This window comes from Thalassotalea sp. ND16A (genome assembly GCF_000764205.1).
GTDB lineage: Bacteria > Pseudomonadota > Gammaproteobacteria > Enterobacterales > Alteromonadaceae > Thalassotalea_A.
On sequence record NZ_JQDZ01000022.1, the window covers coordinates 77,433 to 98,904 of the forward strand.

A 21,472-nucleotide genomic window follows, 5' to 3' on the forward strand; every position below is an offset into this window, starting at 1 on the left:
AACTGCTATTTATTGGTTCGCTCTTCTTCATCTTAGACAATCATAATTTTTACAAGTAGAGAAATTACCAATGAAAAAAACTACTTTTACCGAAAGCATAAGTGAAAATCGACTATTGCGTAGCTTTCGACTGTCATCCGCACTAGCTTTAGTGATGATGGCAAGTAATGCTAACGCCACGCAGTCTCAGCACATTCACCAGTATGAGCCCAAGCAAAAGCCAAATGTGATATACATCTTAGTCGATGACCTGGGTTATGGTGATATTGAACCCTTTGGTCAGCGTAAAACTAAAACCCCAAACTTACAGAAAATGGCCAACGAAGGATTAATGTTAACGCAACATTATGCAGGTAACCCCGTTTGCGCTCCTTCAAGGGCGGCACTGATTACCGGAAAGCATTCAGGCCATGGCCAAATACGTGGCAATTACGAATTAGGTGGATATTCTGATGCTACAGAATTCGGTCAAATGCCGCTAACCCCTGGTACGGCTACAATTGGTAAAGTCATGCAAGGCGCAGGTTATAAAACAGCATTAATTGGCAAATGGGGTCTGGGCGGACCTGGCTCTTACGGCGTACCAACCAAGCAAGGTTTTGATTACTTTTTCGGTTATCTTGACCAAAAACAGGCCCATAATCACTATCCGACTCACTTATGGAAAAATGAAGAAAAATTTCCATTAAATAATACTTGGGTCAATCCTCATGCCAAATTTCCCAAGCATGCCGATCCGTTGGATGAAAGCGCCTATGAGCAGTTTAAAAGACCTGATTTTGCTCAAGAACGACTGACTAACGAAGCCCTGAACTACATAGAAATCAATAAAAACGAACGTTTTTTCCTTTATTTATCCTATGCTGCACCGCATGCTGCCCTTCAAGCACCTGATGAAGAAATAGCGAAATATAAACACTTCAAAGATACGCCTTATGATGGAAAAACTGAAGGTGGCTACTTGCCACAATTTCGTCCTAGGGCGGCACGAGCTGCGATGATCTCTCATATTGATCAAGGAATAGGTCAGGTATTTACTAAATTAAGTAAGCTTGGTTTAGATGAAAATACTGTAGTCATTTTCTCTAGTGATAATGGCCCTAGCCCAGAAGGCGGAGCTGATATGGAATTTTTTGATAGCAATGGTAATAATCGTGGCTATAAGCGAGACTTGTATGAAGGCGGCATTCGTATGCCGACCATAGTTAGATGGCCAAATAAAGTAAAAGCTGGCAGTACCTCTGAGCATGTATCAGCTTTTTGGGATTTAATGCCAACATTAGCTGACATTGCAGGAACGAAAGCACCTAAAAATATAGATGGTATTTCTTTCTTACCTACGTTACTTGATCAGGGTAAGCAAGAAAAACACGACAATCTTTATTGGGAATTCCATCACTGGAACGGTAGTCATTTACAAGCAGTTCGTATCGTCGATGAGCAAAATGGTGACTGGAAAGTGGTTAAGATTTTTGCTGCCAAGCAAAAAAGCGCAGCAAAAATAGAAGTCTATAATTTAAAATCGGATCCGCTTGAAATGAATAATGTTGCTAAACAAAACCCGAAAATTGTAGCGCAAGCGAAAAAATTATTTAAAACGTCACGAAAACGTTCTTTTATGGATTCATGGAATTTTGATTTTTATCAAGGTAAAAAATAACCTATAACAATTAACAATTAACAATTAACAATTAACAATTAACAATTAACAATTAACAATTAACGATGTAACTATTTATCAGGATATCAATCACGGTATCCTGATAAGCTACTGAGTATGGAATTTACTAATAAAAATTCTAGCATCGTAAATTATCTTCGACCCAGTGAACTTTCTAGCTAATTTCTGGTTCAGAAAAATTCCCCTATAAACCTTAGTTCATGATTTTAGGCCTCCGAATGAAGTAAGTTTTTTGTACGAATTCACCTGCCTATTCTCTTCTAATGTTAACGGAGTAAAACATAATAATATCAGCGCGTTAAATTAAAATCATTCAAAGTTTGTAATTATCTTTACGGTTTCTTTACATTGAAGGTGTCTGTTAATTATAGCGTGCTTATTTACTCCTAGAGAAGATAAGGGAGCTGTAAATCGAATAAAAATAAAACTTGAAGTGCTAATTCCTCATTTGCTTAGGTAATGCGTAACTAATAAATAGGATTAGTTTTTAGAACGACTGCTAGTCGTAAGTAAATTTGGGATTTAATTAAGGCAGAAAAAATCATGAAGAGAAGTGGAATAAAAAAATATTACAAATCATTAGTGGCGAGTGCTATTTTAGTAAGCTGCAGCCAGATGGTACTAGCGGATGACCTTGCGCCGATTGAACCTAGCCAAGATGGTTTTCTAAATACTGCCCAACCAACTAATAATTTCGGTGGTGCTGATAATTTTCGTGTCGATGGTGGGAGGCATGCCTTTGTAGAGTTTGTTGTGGCGGATATTCCAGCTGGACATGTTGTCGATACCGCGATGTTGACATTAACAGTGAAAAAGGCCGGTGCTGCTGGCGCAGAAAATCTATCTATTAGACTTATCCAAAATGTTGCTTGGGACGAAAATGCGGTTACCTTTGATGATAACCCCTTAGACGCCCTATGGGATTCTGGAACTGTGATTGCTACCCTTGTTGGTGGGCCAATCGCGGTAAACGCCAGTCACGACTTTGATGTTAAAAATGCTATCACGGCTAATGGTACTTTTCTCTTCGGTTTGGCTACAGCCGACTCCGCACAGACTAAGTATTTCTCAAAGGAAGCGACAACTGCAGCGTATCATCCGATGCTAACAATAACAACAAAACTAGATGACGGCCCTAGCGATACTACCGCGCCAGTATTTGACGCTAACATTGCCGATATTAACATTAACGCCACCGGTGCATTAACCGATATTCGTGCAGCTGTCAGTGCAGCGAATATCACCGCTATTGATGAAACGGATGTCGCTCCCATTATTGCCAAGATTAAAGGTGATAGCAACTTATCCTCAGGTATTCAAACGGTTACCTTAAAAGCAAGCGATGCCGCCGGTAACGTTGCAGAAACAGATGTTACTGTAAATATTACCCCACTATTAACCTTATCTGGTGATGAATCGATCGCTGTAGGTACTACTGCCGCTGTATCCGTGGGTTTAACTGGTCCTGCTGTTACTTACCCGGTAACACTTGATTATACCATTGCTGGCGATGCCGTAATTGACAGCGGCGGCTCCTTAACCTTCGATGATGCAATAGCGCAAAATGTTGATGTTAGTATTCTTGGTGAAGCATTAACCGGCGATACTGGAGTATTAACTTTATCTGGAGCGATAAACGCACAATTACCACTTGTCAAGAGCACCACCATTAGCGCAGTTTCCGGTAATGTGGCACCAACCATTAGATTGGAACTTAAGCAAAGCAGTACCGTGTTGGCAATGATAACCGCTGATAATGCTGACGTTATTCACTATATTGATGCTACCGCAGGGGATGTAACCGTTAATGCAACTATTAATGATGTTAACCCAGCTGATACTCACAGTACAGTCTGGACAAACAGCAGCGTAGAGTTAGACGTGCCGTCAGAGGCAACTAACAGTTTTGTTTTCTCTCCCGATTTGTTATCCGGCAATTTTGATTTACGCATAACTGCTGAGGAAGACAATACCACTGACTTGCTGTCAACAACATTAGTGACAACAATCAAGGTAATTAGTGAGCTTCCAGACTTGCCGACAGATGATACTGATACCGATAAGGATGGTATTTTCGATAAAGATGAAGGCTATAAAGATTCTGATGGTGATGGCATTGTCGATTATTTAGACAGTAATAGCGATACCACTTTTTTGCCAATATCATCAGGCGAGCTACATACAACTACAGGCCTTAGTTTATCGCTAGGTAGTGTTAGTACTACTGCCCAGGGCATTAGCGCAGATTCTGCGACAATCACCCAAGCCGACCTTGACATTACCGCAGCAGGTGGTGATGCAAATACATTAGATACCGGCTATTTACCAGTAGCAGGAGCCGATTTGATTAACTTTAAAATAAGTGGTTTATCGGCAGGAGGGGTGGCTCGTATTGTTTATCCATTGGCTGATAATGTAGTCATCACTAATAAAACAGAATATCGTAAATACACTCCTTGGGCAGGTTGGACAAAGTTTGTTAGTGACGGAGATAATGAAATTGCATCGGCAGCGAAAGATGAATTTGGCGATTGTCCAGCACCAAACTCTGTCAGCTACGTTGACGGCTTAGCGCCAGGCTCAAACTGTTTACAGTTAACCATTTTGGATGGCGGTATTTACGATGCTGATAATGCTGAGGATGGTTCAATTGAAGATCCAGGTGTCTTAGCCGAAGCGAATGCAGCGCCACAATGGGATACAGATATTATTGATCTAGGAACCATTGAGGTTAATGAAAATAGCAGTGTCATAGTCACTGAAGATTTAGCCACTTTGGCAAGTGACTCGGATGGTGATGAGCTAACCTTCGCCAAAGCAAGTGGTCCAGATTGGCTAACGGTTGATGCATCCGGAGCGTTATCGGCAGATTTAATTGACGTTGTTGCTGATGATTATGTGGCAAATGTTAGTGTTACTGATAGTAAAGCGCAAACAGCACAAGCAACCGTAAATTTATCCGTTATGATAAACATGGCACCAGTGCTTGCCAAGATCATTATCATGAATGAAGAGGACAAGGAGGAAGAAAAAGTTGAAGGCTTAGCAGAGGCGTTCGAAGGTAAAGCCTATTCAGCCGAGCTTGCAGATTTCATTACTGATGCTGAACGTGACAGCTACACGGTTACCAAAATAACCGGCCCTAATTGGTTAACAATCAGCGCAGCCGGTGAACTTACGGGAAAACCTCATGCTGTTGATGTTGGTTATAATAGTTTCACAGTTGAAATAGTGGATGCCAAAGGCGCTAAAATGACGACTACATTGCCAGTAACCGTTAAGGAAACAGGTAGTAGTGCAACTGAAGGGGCGGCATTCTCCGCGGTATTATTTGCCATGTTAGGCTTAGTGTCACTGCGAAGAAGAAAACAAAAATAATAGCAGCAATACGGAATAAATAGTTAGCTGCAAAGTGAAACAAGGGGAACGTCAAGTTCCCCTGTTTAAGAAACCTGATTTTGTCCAAAATGGCTCACTCAGCAATATTTATGGTTTTAGTATTTATCTTTGTCATTAGAGTAACGAATAAAACAAAGTGTAAGTACTTTTATGTTTAAAATTAAATCTATCCTACTAAGCCTTTTTCTAGTTATGGGCGTCGTCAGTTTGGCCATCTGATTCATGACGTTACTACAGTAATGTCAGTTGAGGGATCTTCAAGCAGACAAGTTTGTTAACTGATTTTATAGATTCTTCACGTCAGGAAAGTCGCATCAACAGTCATGTCAGAAAACTTCGCTTAGCGGAAGCCTAGCCATCATCACAATGATTGTCAGTTGTATGATATAAAGCTGACCTCAGAGTGTAGAAAGTTATGATCACAATCCGCTCATACAGCTGACATAAGTTTCATACTCCTATGGCGCTAAGGGAACCAAAGCGCCATAGAGTTGTTAGCCCATTTTGTGGCGCTCAGTGCGCAATAGTACGGATTATCAGGCACTGGAACACAACCTAACTTACAAAGTTTAACTAATTGAATATTTATTTAACTTGGTATTGTGCTTTTCTTGAGTAAATTTTCTTTTCAATTGAACTTCATTGCCATTCTATAACCTGAACCAGCTATGGCCGTGCTCCATATGTTTTTTGCCTCGTCCTGTAAATGCGGCACTAACTCTTATAGTTGTAGTTGCTAGGCATTTAATGGCTAGTTTCTTCACATTTGAACCTCATTTTTTAGGTGCTACAGTTAACTGATTATTGCCGTTTAAAAAAGAAAAAGTTTTAACTTACAACAACAAATTTTATAGATAAGAACCGAGCTCCATCAATGAACTATGAAGTTACTGCGTTGCTTCGGTAGCGAAAATTTATGAATACAAAATAATTTTAAATAACTATAGTAGTTTTTAAGGGGGTAAACGTCTTAATATTGAGAGCCAGAATTTCTGGTGTTTGAAGGTGGGTTTGAAGAAGAGCGAAGATATAAAATATTCTTCTTAAAAATGTTCACAGGCCTTTGAAAAAATAGGATTAACTATATTGTGAATTCAAAAAACAATGAACGAGATGAAGACGCAAGAGAAACATCTAGCGGCAGCGTTACAGATATTTTTAAACGCTATCAATCATCATTAAAATATTTTATTGCAGGGTATCTCGTTAATCCGCAAGACGTTGATGACGTGTGCCAAGAAACCTTTCTTCGCACTTATAAGTCCTCACTTGAAAAAGAAGTTAAAACGCCAAAGTCGTTTATGTTTAGAGTGGCAAAAAATCTCATTATTTCAGATTTTAGAAAATCAGCCACTAAATTAAACGAATATGTAGAAGACATCGATGTGATTGACTCATGCATGGAAATAGATGATCTTGAGCACAATGCTTTGGCACAGGAAAAGTTAGGTATTATGTGCGAAGCGATCGCCGGCTTGCCAAATAAATGTCGACAAGCGGTAGTTATGCGAAAGGTTTATGGCCTTTCGACCAAAGATATTGCTAAGCGTATGAATATAACCACCACCACAGTGAGTAACTATATTACCAAAGGGATGTGTACCTACAATGAAGCTGTTATCAAATATAATGAAGAACATAATTACCCAACTAAGCATGATTTATCGACCCCAACTGAGAATGGGAGAACGTTATGAACGATAATGTTTCAGGTTTTACTAATACCAGTAAAATTAACCAAGAAGCAGCAGAATGGATCTTGCTCGTTGAAGATACACCCAGACTATCTCAAAAACAGATAGACGAGCTTAATGTTTGGGTTGCCACTAGTGACGTTCATAAACAATGTTTAACTAATATGGCAAACTCTTGGGGGGAAATGGACTTGCTTTCATCAGTGATGTTACCACTAGGCATGAAAAAACAATCGAAAATCGCACTATTTTTCGCGAATTTATTTATGCCATTGATTGCTTTATTTTCTTTTATTATGGCGATCACTAAACGATCTTTTGTGCTGTTTCGCCCTGCATATGCCTTCTCATTGACAATTGTGTGTGCATTAACTTGGTTTTCCATCGACTCGCTGCAATCAAGTAATCCCCCTTTGGTATTTGCGACAACCGTGGGGCAACAATCAAGCCATACCATGGCTGATGGCTCTTTGTTATGGCTTAACAGCAGTACAAAAGTTAAAGTTGATTACAGTGAAGGTCACCGAAGAATTCATCTGATCACTGGTGAAGCGCATTTTGAAGTTGCTAAAGATGCCACCAGACCATTTGAAGTGTATACAGACAATCGTTTAGTGACAGCAATTGGTACTGCATTTACCGTACATAAACTCAAGGACAGTATTGAAATAATCGTTACCGAAGGCACAGTAGAATTAGCGGTTATTAATAAGGATTTACTGATTGTTCCTGAAGATGATGGCGCAATTACACTTGCCAACAGTGTTAATAATCCTCAGCTGTTAAATGAATTAAGAAACTTGGATGAAGCAGATGGTAATACCTCAGGCATTAAGAGAGCCTTAGGTAAACTAACAGCAGGTCAGCGCATTAGCATTCCCACGTTAACTGACAATCTAGGTGATGTTGTGGAGTTAGACGCTAATGAAGTCACTCGTCACCTTTCTTGGAAAGAAGGGAAATTGGTTTTTGCCGGCGAATCACTTGAAGAAGTGATCAAAGAAATTACTCGCCATACCGAAGTAAAGATTGATATTGTTGACGCGCAACTTAAATCACTGCGTATTGGTGGTCAATTTCAGGTCGGTGAAACAGATACATTGTTCTATGTGCTTGAATCAGGTTTTGGTATTAAGGTGAACAAACTAAATAACAACCATATTCAACTTAAGGTTAAAGAAGTTACAAATTAGTCATTACTACGAGTATAGTAGGCTCTATGACGAGTAACATTCTATTATACACCCGCCTTATTAAAAGGCGGGTCAAACATAAAAAATTTTCAGAGCATAAGTTTTGTTTGAATAAGACGTTTATTGTCCTCTGTTTGTTGAGCTTTTGCTTGGTCATTAATCGTGTTGAAGCCATTGACGACAAAACGGCAGAGGTACTATATGAATTTAATATTCCCGCTCAGCCTTTAAGTCAATCTCTCAATCAACTTTCTGATCTGAGTGAAATATCCTTGTTATTTCCTTACGACCTCGTTGAAAACAAAATGGGCAGCCCGGTAAAAGGCCTGTATACGGCTCAACAGGCCCTTACCATAATTTTGAGAAAGAGTGGTCTTGAAGGTGAGCTATCCGATAAAAAAGTTTTCTTAATAACGCCTAAACGACAAAAAGAAAAATCACTTTTAGAGTCCATAATTGCGCTGATATTTTCTCCTGCACAAGACTCTGAAGATAAAACCGAAAATATTGTCGTAGCAGCAAAGCAAACTAAAGAGATTGAAAGTATTGAGAAAATAGAGATTTATGGCATTAAAGATGGCTTGTCCAAAGCGCTATTAACAAAAAGAGCAGCAGACAGTGTCTTAGATAGTATCAGTGCTGAAGGTATTGGCAGTTTCCCTGATAATAATATTGCTGAGTCAATACAGCGCGTTCCTGGTGTGTCTATTACCAGAGCTTTTGGCGAAGGTGAGTTTGTCAGTATTCGAGGTTTTTCACCGGGCCTGAATTTAACCATGGTTAACGGGCAGCAATTAGCAAGTAGCGCCTTTGAACTAGAGACGAGCATGACCCGAGGTTTCAACTTTAGTTTGTTACCGGCCGAGCTTGTTCAACGTATCGACGTATTCAAATCTCCTGAAGCACGATTGGCGGAAGGTGGTATCGGCGGCACAGTGAATGTACATACCAGAAAACCGTTAGCACAGAAAAAAGCCATGGTTGCCGGCTCAATTTCATCAAGCTACAACGATTTGACTTCCAGTAAAGACCCTAAAGTGTTTCTAATGGGCAGTTGGAAGAACGACGAAGAGACTTTCGGGGTATTATTTTCAGGTGATTATCAACAGCGAAAGCTTCGTCGCGATGCCGTAGAAGTTTTGGGTTATATTCAAAACGATTTTTATATCGATGGCGAGCTTGTCGGGGAAGATATTCTTTATCCTCGTAATATTGGTTCAGCGCTTTTCCAACAAGAACGAATACGTAACACCATCATGGTTACCTTACAGTGGCGTCCAAATAACCATTGGGATGTTACCTTAAACGCTATCGATAGTCGGATGGACGGTGATAATACCAATAACAATTTATTGTCACTTCAACATTCGCTAAAGACCTTTAACCATCCGCAAAATGCCGTCTCGGCGGTAACCATTGATGAGGCAATAAATACCGCAACAGTCATTAACTGGCTTGATACCGACCCCGCGTTTAGAAGAGAGCTTAGTATCGGTACGATAAGTCGACAGAGTAAATTAACCACAAAAGCTACCGACTTAGCCATTGCTTGGCATAAAGGCGCTTGGGATATAAAGGCTCAAATCGGGCATACTAAAGCAACGGGTGGCTCTGGTTTTGCAACATTTACAGCGTTTGCAACCAATGGAGATTTTACCACCAATATTACCGATGGCATTGGCTATACCGACTATGGTGACATTGATACCGTTAATCCGGACAATTTCACCCTGAATAATTTCGTACAAAATGATATTAGTAATGTTCAAAAGCAGCAGTTTGCTCAGCTTGATTTTGAGTATCAAACTCACGGTGATTTTATCACTTCAGTGATGTTTGGTGCTAAGTATCAAGACATGTCTCAGCAACGAAATCGGCTCCGTACTCAAGGATTTTTAACAGCAGAGCAAAGAGCACTGACCATGTCTGATATTGTTGGAGATAATGTGAGTCTAACGCCCGATGACTATCTTAATGATATCTCGAATAATGCCATTAATAACTATGTTATTCCTAATAATGATACCGTCATCAATTATGTGCAAAATAATGATTTTGATTTAAGGGACGATATCTTCGTTAGTTGGCCATATAAAATTAAAGAAAAATTGACTGCCTTGTATGTTCAGGCAAATTACTATCGTGAAATCAATGATATTGTCATTCGAGGTAACGTTGGCTTAAGAGCGGCTCACGCTAAAACGGATACCTTAAACTTCTCTAATTTGGTCTCTCAAATCGATGCGGCAGCAGGTTTATATGACTATCATGGCGAAGGTGAATCGACTAATTTTCTGCCGAGTGCCAATGTTGCTTTTGATTTCGACAATGACATAATTCTTCGCTTAGCCGCTGCAAGGGTACTGAGCCGACCAACTTATACCGACCTTGCTAGTCAATTAGTCTTATCAGAGGAACCTATCTTTCAAGGTCAATCAGGCAATGCTGATTTAGAGCCATTTTTGGCAGATAAACTCGATATCTCGACAGAGTTATACTACAGTGATGCCTCATCGGTAAGTTTAGCTGTTTTTTATTATGATATTCATTCTTTTGTTGCTAAAAGAGTAGCGGCAGTTGATGTCTATGATGATGGGCAATTATGGGATATTACGAGGCCATACAATGCTGATGGTGGTCATATAAAAGGCGCTGAATTTGCATTGCTTCACAACTTTGCTAGTTTACCCGCTCCGTTTGATGGTTTAGGTGTTAAATTAAATTACACCTATGTTGAGAGCGAAAGTACCGAGGTTGACCCTAGTACAGGTGATTTCTTGCCATTAGCAGGCCTGTCTAAAAATACCCTTAATGCGGTACTTTTTTATAGTAAAGATGCCTGGAACGCTCGACTAGCGTATAATCACCGTAGTGACTACTTTGAGCAGATAGAAAGAGAATTTCCACGTTTTACCGATAGCGCTGGCTATTTGAGTGCCAAACTCAGTTATCGTCTCAATAACAATGTGACAGTGTTTATTCAAGGTCAAAATTTATCAGATACGGTAAAATACCGCTACATAGGTGTGCAAGCGAGACCTTTTCAAACATCAAATACAGGACGTATTGTTTCCGCGGGTGTGGATTTTCAGTTTTAACGATAAACCAGCGCTTGTTTATTACCTCGCTGAGATTAGATAGCTGACAAATTGCCCTTTCGGTAGTGACTGCCAAAATCCCCCTGATGTTAGCGATGAATTTGCTAATAAATGAAAATTAATCATGCCTTGTACCAGTCCTCAACAATGGCATTAACTGTTAATGATCACTTTCAATGCCCCCCGCTTTAATTTTTCTGACTTAGCATTTAGTTGACATGCATATTTTTTTTAAAATATTGTCAATAGCGTTATTAACGTCAATGTCACCTGTAAGTGTTTGTTTTTAATGTCTAAAATAACTACGCAATGATTGAGGTGACAAGCATATTCAAGCTGAAGTTAAATTAAATTAAAATTAATCAGTTCTCTGACTAGTAGATTTGTATCACACACCCGTCCTATTAAAGGACCGCAAAAAATTTCTTTTAATCAAACCCAAACCAAGGATGAAACAAAACAATGACAGTTTTGGATGGTGTGATGGTTTTGTTTATAAAGACAGCGCTGTCATGTGAGTGATTAAATATAACTAATACTCAATTCTGTTGAATGGATTGAGAGATTTAATGAGAAACAGTTAGGGGAATATAAATGATTCTAAATACAAAAATTTCAAAACTGGTACTGGCTATCAGTGCTGTTTTAGCTACACCCGCTCTTATGGCGGCTGAAGTTAACAATGATGCAAAAAAAGAAATTAAAAAAGTTAACAAGCAAGATGAAGAGATTGAACGCATCACTGTTACTGGTATTAAGGGCAGCTTGTCGGATGCTCTACTTACCAAACGAGGTGCTAATAATATCTTAGATGCTATTAGTGCAGAAGATATTGGCAGCTTCCCTGATAACAATGTTGCTGAATCATTGCAGCGAGTTCCTGGCGTTTCAATTACCCGTGGTTTTGGTGAAGGCCAAGGTGTTAGCGTGCGTGGTTTTGCACCAGGTATGAACCTTACTTTGGTTAATGGTCAAACAATGGCAAGTAGTTCTTTTCAGTTAGAAAATACTTTAAACCGTGGCTTTAACTACAGCTTATTACCTTCTGTCATAGTTAAACGTCTTGAAGTGTACAAATCTCCAGAAGCAAAGCTGCCCGATGGCGGCGTGGGTGGTACCATCAATGTTCAGACCAGAAAGCCATTAGAGGAAAAGAACAACCTAATTGCTGGCTCTATTTCAGGTGTTTATAATGACTTATCAGACAAAACCAACCCTAAAGGATCAATACTTGGCAACTGGAAAAATAAAGATGAAACCTTCGGTATGTTGGTTACACTTGACCATCAAACAACCGACCTACGTCGTGATGCGGTTGAGGTACTAGGTTATATTAAAAATGATATATTTGTTAATGGTGAACAGGTAGGCGAAGATACTCTTTATCCTCGTAATATTGGCTCGGCTCTGTTTCAGCAAGAACGTGAGCGTAACACCGGTATGGTAACATTCCAGTGGCGCCCAACCGATGAATTGGATATTACGTTAAACTCTATCCTTAGTAAAACGGATGGTGACAATACCAACTATAACTTATTATCTTATCAACATTCTCTTTTCGTAACCGATCATCCGAGAAATGCTTTATCGGGAGTCGTTATAGATGACTCGATCAATACGGCAACTCGTCTTGATTTCTTCGATAATCCAAAAGACCCATGGAAAAGAGAAGCACACCTAGGTGGCATCAGCCGTGAAGCAGAATTAGAAACCAAAGGAACCGATTTATCAATTAGTTATACTTCTGATAATTTTGAAATAACGGCAACGGTTGGAACGACGAAAGCAACTCATGAAAGGAATGAAAATGCACTTAGTGCACATAACCATACTGACTTAACGGTAGGTATTGACGATGGTGTAGGTTATGCACAATATCATGATTTAGATTTAACAAGCTCTGACAGCTTACTCTACAATGCTATTACGAATCGATATATTGCTGATGAACAAGAGCAAGACTATGTTGCTGTTGACATGGAGTTCTTTATCGGTGGTGACTTTATTGAATCGGTAGAATTTGGCGCTAAATATCAAGAAATGAGCCAAGAAAAAGTACAAACCGGTAAAGTAACTAAAACGCGTGGAGACCAAAGACTACCACTTTCACAGATATTATCTGAAGATCAAATTGGATTAACGCCAAGTGATTATTTAAGTAGCTTTACAAACCAAACAACGAACAGCTACATTTTACCCGATATCAATGCTATTGCCGACTGGGCCACTTCACCTGAGCAAAATACTGAATTCGTTGTTAGACCTTGGCACCGCGGTAAAGGGTTTGATATTGAAGAAGAATTAACAGCGGCTTATGCTCAAGCTAATTATGCCACTGAATATAATGGTGTTGGTATCCGTGGTAACTTTGGTGTACGTGTCGTTGATAGTAAAACTGTTACTAAACAGTTCTCAAAATCAACTTCTCTTGAAGATGAATTAGCCGGTAACTATGATTATCGTTCAACCGGTAGTTCTACAGAGGTATTACCAAGCGCAAATGTTAATTTTGATTTTCAGAATGATACCGTTTTGCGTGTCGCACTTTCTCGTGTAATGAGTCGTCCAGGCTATACTGACCTTGCAAGAACATTAAATGCACCTATCCCAGTAATTCCTGAAGATCAGCGTGCTGAAATGACCGATGCTCAAGTTGCGGAGTTCTTTGCAAACTATGACTATAAAGGTCAGTCAGGGAATGCCGATTTAGACCCATTCAAAGCAGACAAATTAGATCTGTCTTATGAAGTGTATTACGGTGATGCATCCTCTGTAAGTTTAGCTGCATTCTATTTTGATGTTCAATCATTTATTTTCAATGAAGAGCGACCTGTTGATGTTTACAATGATGGTCGAATTTATACTATCACTCAACCAGTAAATGGTGAGGGTGGTACTATTAAAGGCCTTGAATTCGCATTTTTACATAACTTTGATAATGGCTTAGGCGTGCAATTCAACTATACCTATGCAGATAGTAGCTCAAGTGTTAAAGATCCGGTTACAGAAGATGAGTTACCACTAGCTGGTTTGTCAGAAGATACATTCAATGCGGTAGTGTTTTATAGTAAAGACAAGTGGAATGCACGTCTTGCCTACAACTACCGTAGTGACTTCTTTGAACAAATTGACCGAGGAGTGCCCCGCTTTAGAGAAGGCAGTGGATTCTTAACGTCTAAAGTAAGCTATCGTATAACCGACCACTTAACTGCATTTATTTCTGGAAATAACCTATTAGATACTGAAAGGTATCGTTACATTGGTACCGAAGCTAGACCTTTCCAAACGTCTACTACAGGTCGAGTTATTTCTGCCGGTATTGACTTTAAGTTCTAAACTTTAGTCCATCGAGCACATCAAGGGGCCTGAGCTAGCTCAGGCCCTTTTCAATGTTTAAAATGAAGCTCTATGGTTATACCTATCAGGGTTTTATATAAACAAGGTGCACAATACGGGCTCAATAGAGCCAAATAATTAAGATCAGTTGTAGGTTGAAAAATGAAATTGTTACTACGAAATATCACTATGGTATGTGCTGGCATGGTTGGCATGGCTGGCTTAACTGCTTGTAGTGATGTTGCTCAGGATGTTGAGCAACAAAATGCAGGGGCTAAAAATTTACCCCGCTGGCAAGATCCGCAAATAATCAGACTCAATAATGAGCCACCCCGAAGTGATTTTTTCCCTTACCCAACACAAACATTAGCGGTTAACGGCGATAAAAACAATGCGCCTAACTTTATTTCCCTTAATGGTGACTGGAAATTCAAATGGTTAGCCGATACCCCTGCTGTTGAAGATAAATTTTACCAAAAAACAGCCGACGTATCACAATGGGACAACATCAAGGTGCCATCAAATTGGGAACTTGAAGGTTATGGCTTCCCAATTTATCTAAATGAAGAGTATATTTTTGCTAAAGAGCCGCCGTTTATACCAACCAAAGATAACGCCGTAGGTCATTACCGCAAATCATTTACCTTACCTGACGACTGGCAAAATAATCGCGTTGTTGTTCATTTTGGCGCAGTGGCCGGCGCAATGACTGTTTGGGTTAATGGTGAAGAAGTTGGCTATAGCGAAGGCAGTAAGACCCCGTCAGAATTTGATCTTAGCAAGTATTTAGTTACTGGCGAAAACTCATTAAGTGTTCGTGTGCGTCGCTGGAGTGATGCCCATTACCTGGAGGCACAGGACTTTTGGCGTTTAAGTGGCATTCAGCGCGATGTGTACTTATACATGACACCACAGAATTACATCGAAGATATTCATGTTAATGCTGACTTGGACGCCGACTATGTTAACGGTGTTTTAAACCTCAGTGTCGACTTGGATACAGCGCCCAAGACTGATGCTAACCTAGCGATATCCTATCAGTTATTTGATGGCGAAACCTTAGTAGTACAAGATACAAAAACGATTGCCGCTAACTCAACCAACAAGGTTGCATTCAAACAATTGGTTGATAGCCCAAAGCAGTGGTCGGCAGAATTTCCCCATTTATATCAACTTAACACTGTCTTGAGCACTGCCGGTGGGCAAGTGCTGCAAGCCACCAGTCAGAATATCGGTTTTAGAAAGGTAGAAATCGTCAATGGCCGCATGTTAGTTAACGGTAAAATAATCACCTTAAAAGGTGTTAACTTACATGAACATCATCAAGAAAATGGCCATGTTGTAGATGAAGAGACCATCAAGCAAGATCTTATCTTGATGAAGCAAAATAATATGAATGCGGTGAGATTATCTCACTACCCGCATCAAGAAAAATTATACCAGTTGACTGACCGTTATGGCCTGTACGTCATCGATGAAGCAAACTTGGAATCACACGGCATAGGCTATAACCCTGATGTAACCCTAGCGGATAAACCTGAATGGGAAGCGCATCATGTCGATAGGGTTTCTCGTATGGTGGCAAGGGATCGTAATCATCCCTCTGTCATTATCTGGTCTATGGGTAACGAAGCCGGTGACGGTCATAACTTTTTAAGTGCCTATAAACACATCAAAAATGATGATCCAACAAGGCCGGTATTATATGAACGCGAAGGTAAGCTAACCAATGCCAAAGAACGTCATGCTGATATCAAAAGTGGCATGTATGACCGCATGTGGGATTTAGAAAAGTATGCGCAAACCCATAATGACCGACCTTACATTCTGGTGGAATACGCCCATGCTATGGGTAATAGCGTAGGTAACCTCAAAGAGTACTGGGATATTATTAATAAGTATGAAATTTTACAAGGAGCCTTTATTTGGGATTGGGTAGATCAAGGCTTAGTGAAACAATCACCGAGCGGTGAAAAATATTGGAGCTACGGCGGCGACTATGGTCCTGAGGGCACGCCATCGGCGGGTATTTTTTGCATCAACGGCCTAGTGTATCCTGATCGCACGCCGCATACCGCGCTCAATGAAGTAAAGAAAGTTTATCAACACGTTGAATTTACTCCGATTGATTTATTAGCGGGTCGCCTGTCGGTTAAAAACCAATTTTCTTTTACCGATTTAAGCCAGTTTGCTCTCAAGTGGAAAATTGAAGCCAACGGTAAAGTGGTAAGCAGTGGCCGTACTAATATGCCGCTTGCACCAGAGTTAAGTGGTGAATTGCAACTTAATTATCCTCGTCCTAAAGCGGCAGCAGGGGTTGAATACTTCTTAACCGTGGAGCTTGTCACTAAAACCGCAGATCAGGTACTTGCAGCGGGTCATATTATTGCCGCCGAACAGTTTAAATTACCTGTGATGGATGTTGCTGCTAACAGCAAAAAATCATCATCACTGCCTAAGCTTTCATTAACGCAAACAAATGAAGAAGTTAAATTAGCTAATGCGCAAGGTTTTAACGTTACGTTTGATAAAACCAGTGGTTTATTAAGTTCATTGCAACTTAAAGATAAAGAGTTTGTTAGTGCGCCGTTAAAACCCAATTTATGGCGCGCGCTCACCGATAATGATTACGGCGCTAAATATCATAAGTGGGGTAAAGTATGGCGTCAGGCAAATAAAAATAGACGCTTGGCAGACTTTGTTGTTGAACGCCAAGATGCTCAACATGTACTTATCTCAGCCAAATTTGAGCATTTAGATGATAAAAACCAGGTTGTGGCGACTTATCTTGCCAAGTATAGCGTCGCCGGCGATGGTGCTATTGAGGTGGCTAGTCACTTCGAGAGACAACATGATTTACCGGTAGTACCGCGTGTTGGTCTTAATATTGAACTTGCAGGTGATCTGGAAAATGTCGACTGGTTTGGTCGCGGACCCTTTGAGAATTATGCCGATAGAAAAAGTGCCGCTTTTGTCGGGGCTTATCAAAGCACGGTAACTGAGTTATACGAACCCTATATTCGTCCGCAGGAAAACGGCTATCGAACTGATGTTCGTCAGTTAGTGTTAAAAGATCAACAGGGCTATGGCCTAGAAATCAACGGGGCATCGACCTTTAGTTTTTCAGCGCTGCATAACCGCATGGAAGACTTTGAATCACCAGGCAACTTATCGGGTTACCGTAAAGATGCATTAACGGCCAATACCCATACCACTGATATCAAACCTAGAAATATGGTGTCACTAAATATTGATTATGGCCAAATGGGCTTAGGGGGAGATACCTCATGGAGAACGACGGCGTTTTATAGTTATATGCTTAAAGAGCAGTCTTACGACTATAGCTTTACCATCAAGCCATTTTTTAAACCTTAGCCTTGCGTTGAAGTTTACATGATGTGTAGTCCTTGAATGTCACGGATGATGATTCAAGGACTCAAGCTGTTTTACTATTAAATAATATTGTTTTCAGGTGATTAAAAATGAAGTTAAAATCCCTTTTTATCCTATGGTGTTTGCAACTCCCTTATGTGGTTTTTGCAACAGAGCAACAACCGAATGTTGTCGTCTTTTTTATTGACGATCTCGGCTGGGCCGATGTTGGGGTTAATGGTTCAACCTTTTATGAAACCCCCAATATTGATGCCCTTGCTAACCAAGGCGCAAATTTCACCCGCGCTTATTCTGCTCATCCTGTTTGTTCACCGTCACGCGCTGCTATGATGAGTGGTAAAGCGCCGCAACGTGTTGGTATTACCGATTGGATCCATCAACCCTCAGAACTACATTTACCGCTTGCAGAAGTCACCATAGGTGAAGCGTTTCAACAAGCAGGTTATAAAACCGGTTATATTGGCAAGTGGCACATTGGTGAGAAAGACCAGCAAATGCCAAAAAGCCAGGGTTTTGATTGGATGAAAGCCGTAAACCGTGGTGGCCAGCCTGGCTCCTATTTTTATCCTTATAAAAAGCCTAAAGGCGGTTTTGGCAAGGCGGAATTTTTAAACATTCCGGATCTTGAAGACGGTAAAGTAGGTGATTATCTGACTGATGCTGTTACCGATAACGCGCTAGGTTTTATTGAAAAAAACCAAAAGCAGCCGTTCCTGTTGTATGTTTCTCATTATGCCGTTCATACCCCGATTCAGGCACCCGCAGATTTAATTAAGAAATACCAGAAAAAAAGAAAAGACCTTTACCAAGACTCAAGAACCCCTTACAACCAAGGCCGTAATAACACTTATTATCGTGCCCGTCAGGATCTTCCGGCTTATGCGGCCATGATGGAAAACCTAGATACAAATATTGGCCGAGTCATTAAGCGTCTTGATGAGCTTAATCTTACCGATAATACCATAGTGGTTTTTACTTCTGACAATGGTGGACATGGGAAAAAAACCAGTAATCAACCGCTTAATAATGGTAAAGGCTTTAATTATGAAGGTGGAATTCGCATTCCAACCATCATCTCATGGCCAGGTCAAATCAAAAAGCTAAGCTCCGATTTGCCAATTATTACTATGGATATGTACCCAACCTTGCTAGATCTTGCCGGTATTGAGCTGAAACCAAAACAGCATCTTGACGGTATGTCGATTAAAACTTTGCTCACAGGTAAAAAAGCAGCGGCAAAGCTTAAACAGCGTTTCTTGGCCTGGACCTATCCACATGAACACGGCTCTGGCCACAAACCGTCATCTGCCATTAGTAAAGATGGCTGGAAGCTTATTAAATTCAAAGTTGGAAATCCGTTTGAACTTTATAATCTCACTAATGATGTAGGGGAACAAAAAGATCTTGCCGAGCAAAATCCGAAAAAAGTTAAACAGCTGGCAAGTTTATTAGCTAAGTGGCTTGAGCAAACAACGCCAAAAACGCCTAAAACGTAAGAAAAGTAAACCAGCCCTGATGGATGGGGCGCTAATTTTTAATGGGACACACAATATTTATGAAATATTTATTTATCATTTTGGCCTGTTTTTGTCAGGTCAGCATAGCGGCGCAGCTACCCGTAGTGCCAGCGCCACAACAATGGCTTTCAGCCGACAGCAAGCTGTTATTAACCAATCAGAAAATTGACGCCGTTGGTGAATTTCAGTCATTGGCTGAGCTGTTTGCCATGGAGCTGCAACAACGGACCAATAAAAATTTTACCGCGCAAAGTTCATCAGCGCTGTTGAATTTATTTTCATCGGCTGACGCAAGTTTCAACTTTGTTATCAAAGCAAGTTTAGCCAAAGAGGCTTACGAAATTGACATCAGCGATAGTGTCACCATCAGAGCCTCACACTATCAGGGCGCTTTCTACGCAACCAGAACCTTGTTGCAAATGCTTGAAGGGCCTGAGTCAATGACCTTGCCACAAGGAAAAATTATAGATGCGCCTAAGTATCAAGTGCGTTCAATACTCCTTGACGTCGGCCGTAAATTTATCCCTTTTGAGCAATTGAAAGACTGGGTTCGCATGCTCGCCTGGAACAAAATGAACGAATTGCATTTACACCTCAATGACAATAGCTGGGGCAACTATTCCGGTTACCGTTTAGAAAGTGCAATACCTGGATTGAGTTCAAAAGACGGCTTTTACACCTGGAAAGAAATTCGTCAATTGCAAGACTTTGCTAAGACTCAGGGGGTAGAAATAGTCCCTGAAATTGATTCTCCCGGTCACGCCCTTGCATTTACCACTATTCGTCCCGATTTAGCGCAAAAAGAAATGAACCGAAATGGGTTTGGTTTGGCTTACCTTGATTTGGCCAAGCCAGAAGCGGTTGAGTTTATGAAACGTATTTTTGATGAAGTTATTCCTCATTTTGATAATCAATATTTCCACATTGGCACCGATGAATATCGTTATAAGTTGATCAAAGACAAAAAGCGTAAAGCAGAGTATGGTGAGTTGTTCCGTCGTTACATCAATGAAATGAATGACTATATAACGACGACTCATCAAAAAACTGTGCGTATTTGGTCCGGTTATGAGCACTTGCCTGGTACCACAGAGCCGGACAAATCTATTATCATTGATATGTGGGAAACCACTGATGCACAGAATAAATCAAATGCAGGCTATCGCTTTGTCAACTCAACTGGCCAACACACTTATATCGTGCCCGGCATGGTATATTATGGTGTTGATGATGACTTTCTTTACGAGACTTGGAATCCTCGGGTTTTCCACTGGATACCTGAAGATGCTAAAAAACACTCAGTGTTGTCCCAAGCAAGTCCAGGTTTGTTAGGTGCCAAGCTGCATGTCTGGAATGACGCAGGTCCAACCGGCTATACCTGGAATGAAATTGCCCGTTTAACTTGGCCAAGTTTGCAGGTAATGGCCGAAAACGTTTGGGGCAATAAAGCCTCAAAAAATCACGCTGATTTTAGCCTTCGCGCTTTGAAACAGTCAAAAACTGCCGATATTACCCTATTGAGTCGACAAACCAATAGCATGGATGACCACGTTGTATGGGCGCACCAAGGTGTTGATAAACACTTTATTGCTAATAGTCATCAACCGTTAGACACAACATCTGCAAATCCTGATCTTGAATATCCATGGACTGCAGAATTTACCCTAACTCGTCAGTCAGAAACCGCTGGCAACGATACCTTATTGTCTTCAGATCTAGCCACTTTGTATATCGATCTTGAGCATACATTTGCCGCAACTAACTATAGCGCATTTTTAAAGACTGAAAAAATGCCGGAAATCACCAAGCGAGGTTTGGCTTTAGTCAGAGCTCACCAAGCCCCTGGTTATGAACCATTGCAATCTTATCGTCCAGAAGTTTTAGTTTTTGATTACCTGGTACCTATGAATCAAAAGGTGACCATCAAGCTCGTTGGTGAACAAGAAAAAACCTCACTTTACGTTGATGGTCAGTTTGTTCAGGCGATAGCGAAACAAATGGTCTTGCCATTAAGAACCTTAGGCTCTCTTCGCCCAGAAAGCTTCCAGGGTGTGCTTCATAAAGCCGTTATTTATGATTCGATAAAGTAGTAAAACGGTGATCAACAGCAATAACTATTTTCAATCTTTAGCTATTGCTGGTTTGGTTAACAGTTATTGTT

At 40.4% G+C, this 21,472-nt stretch carries 9 protein-coding genes; all 9 read left to right on the forward strand.

Translation table 11 applies throughout. The features are described 5' to 3' along the window. The first annotated feature begins 70 nt into the window (after window positions 1–70). The 9 genes from ND16A_RS14640 to ND16A_RS14600 all read left to right on the forward strand — a co-directional run bounded on the left by ND16A_RS14640 (window position 71) and on the right by ND16A_RS14600 (window position 21,401). Window positions 71–1,660, forward strand: a complete 1,590-nt coding sequence (locus ND16A_RS14640) for an arylsulfatase (protein ID WP_052072872.1) — start codon at window positions 71–73, stop codon at window positions 1,658–1,660. A 564-nt stretch (window positions 1,661–2,224) separates the two neighbouring features. Next, window positions 2,225–5,059, forward strand: a complete 2,835-nt coding sequence (locus ND16A_RS14635; RefSeq protein ID WP_033076494.1) for a putative Ig domain-containing protein — start codon at window positions 2,225–2,227, stop codon at window positions 5,057–5,059. Window positions 5,060–6,168: 1,109 nt separating this feature from the next. Then, a complete protein-coding gene (locus tag ND16A_RS14630; protein ID WP_033076495.1) occupies window positions 6,169–6,777 on the forward strand; it encodes an RNA polymerase sigma factor in 609 nt (202 codons plus the stop codon). Further along, window positions 6,774–7,967, forward strand: coding sequence for a FecR family protein (locus ND16A_RS14625; protein WP_033076496.1), 1,194 nt, complete (start codon window positions 6,774–6,776; stop codon window positions 7,965–7,967). The genes ND16A_RS14630 and ND16A_RS14625 overlap by 4 nt, the downstream gene beginning before the upstream one ends. A 107-nt stretch (window positions 7,968–8,074) precedes the next feature. Further along, the gene (locus ND16A_RS14620; protein WP_160173482.1) at window positions 8,075–11,065 is read left to right on the forward strand and encodes a TonB-dependent receptor; all 2,991 of its coding nucleotides are present in this window, start codon (window positions 8,075–8,077) and stop codon (window positions 11,063–11,065) included. Window positions 11,066–11,659: 594 nt separating this feature from the next. Next, a complete protein-coding gene (locus tag ND16A_RS14615) occupies window positions 11,660–14,401 on the forward strand; it encodes a TonB-dependent receptor (protein ID WP_033076498.1) in 2,742 nt (913 codons plus the stop codon). A 162-nt stretch (window positions 14,402–14,563) separates the two neighbouring features. After that, on the forward strand, window positions 14,564–17,776 hold the full coding sequence (locus ND16A_RS14610; RefSeq protein WP_052072873.1) for a glycoside hydrolase family 2 TIM barrel-domain containing protein: 3,213 nt from the start codon (window positions 14,564–14,566) through the stop codon (window positions 17,774–17,776). Window positions 17,777–17,883: 107 nt separating this feature from the next. After that, a complete protein-coding gene (locus ND16A_RS14605; RefSeq protein WP_033076499.1) occupies window positions 17,884–19,290 on the forward strand; it encodes a sulfatase in 1,407 nt (468 codons plus the stop codon). A 59-nt stretch (window positions 19,291–19,349) separates the two neighbouring features. Continuing rightward, window positions 19,350–21,401 carry a beta-N-acetylhexosaminidase gene (locus ND16A_RS14600; RefSeq protein WP_033076500.1) on the forward strand — a complete coding sequence of 684 codons (2,052 nt, stop codon included), beginning with the start codon at window positions 19,350–19,352 and terminating at the stop codon, window positions 21,399–21,401. The last annotated feature ends 71 nt before the right edge of the window (window positions 21,402–21,472 follow it).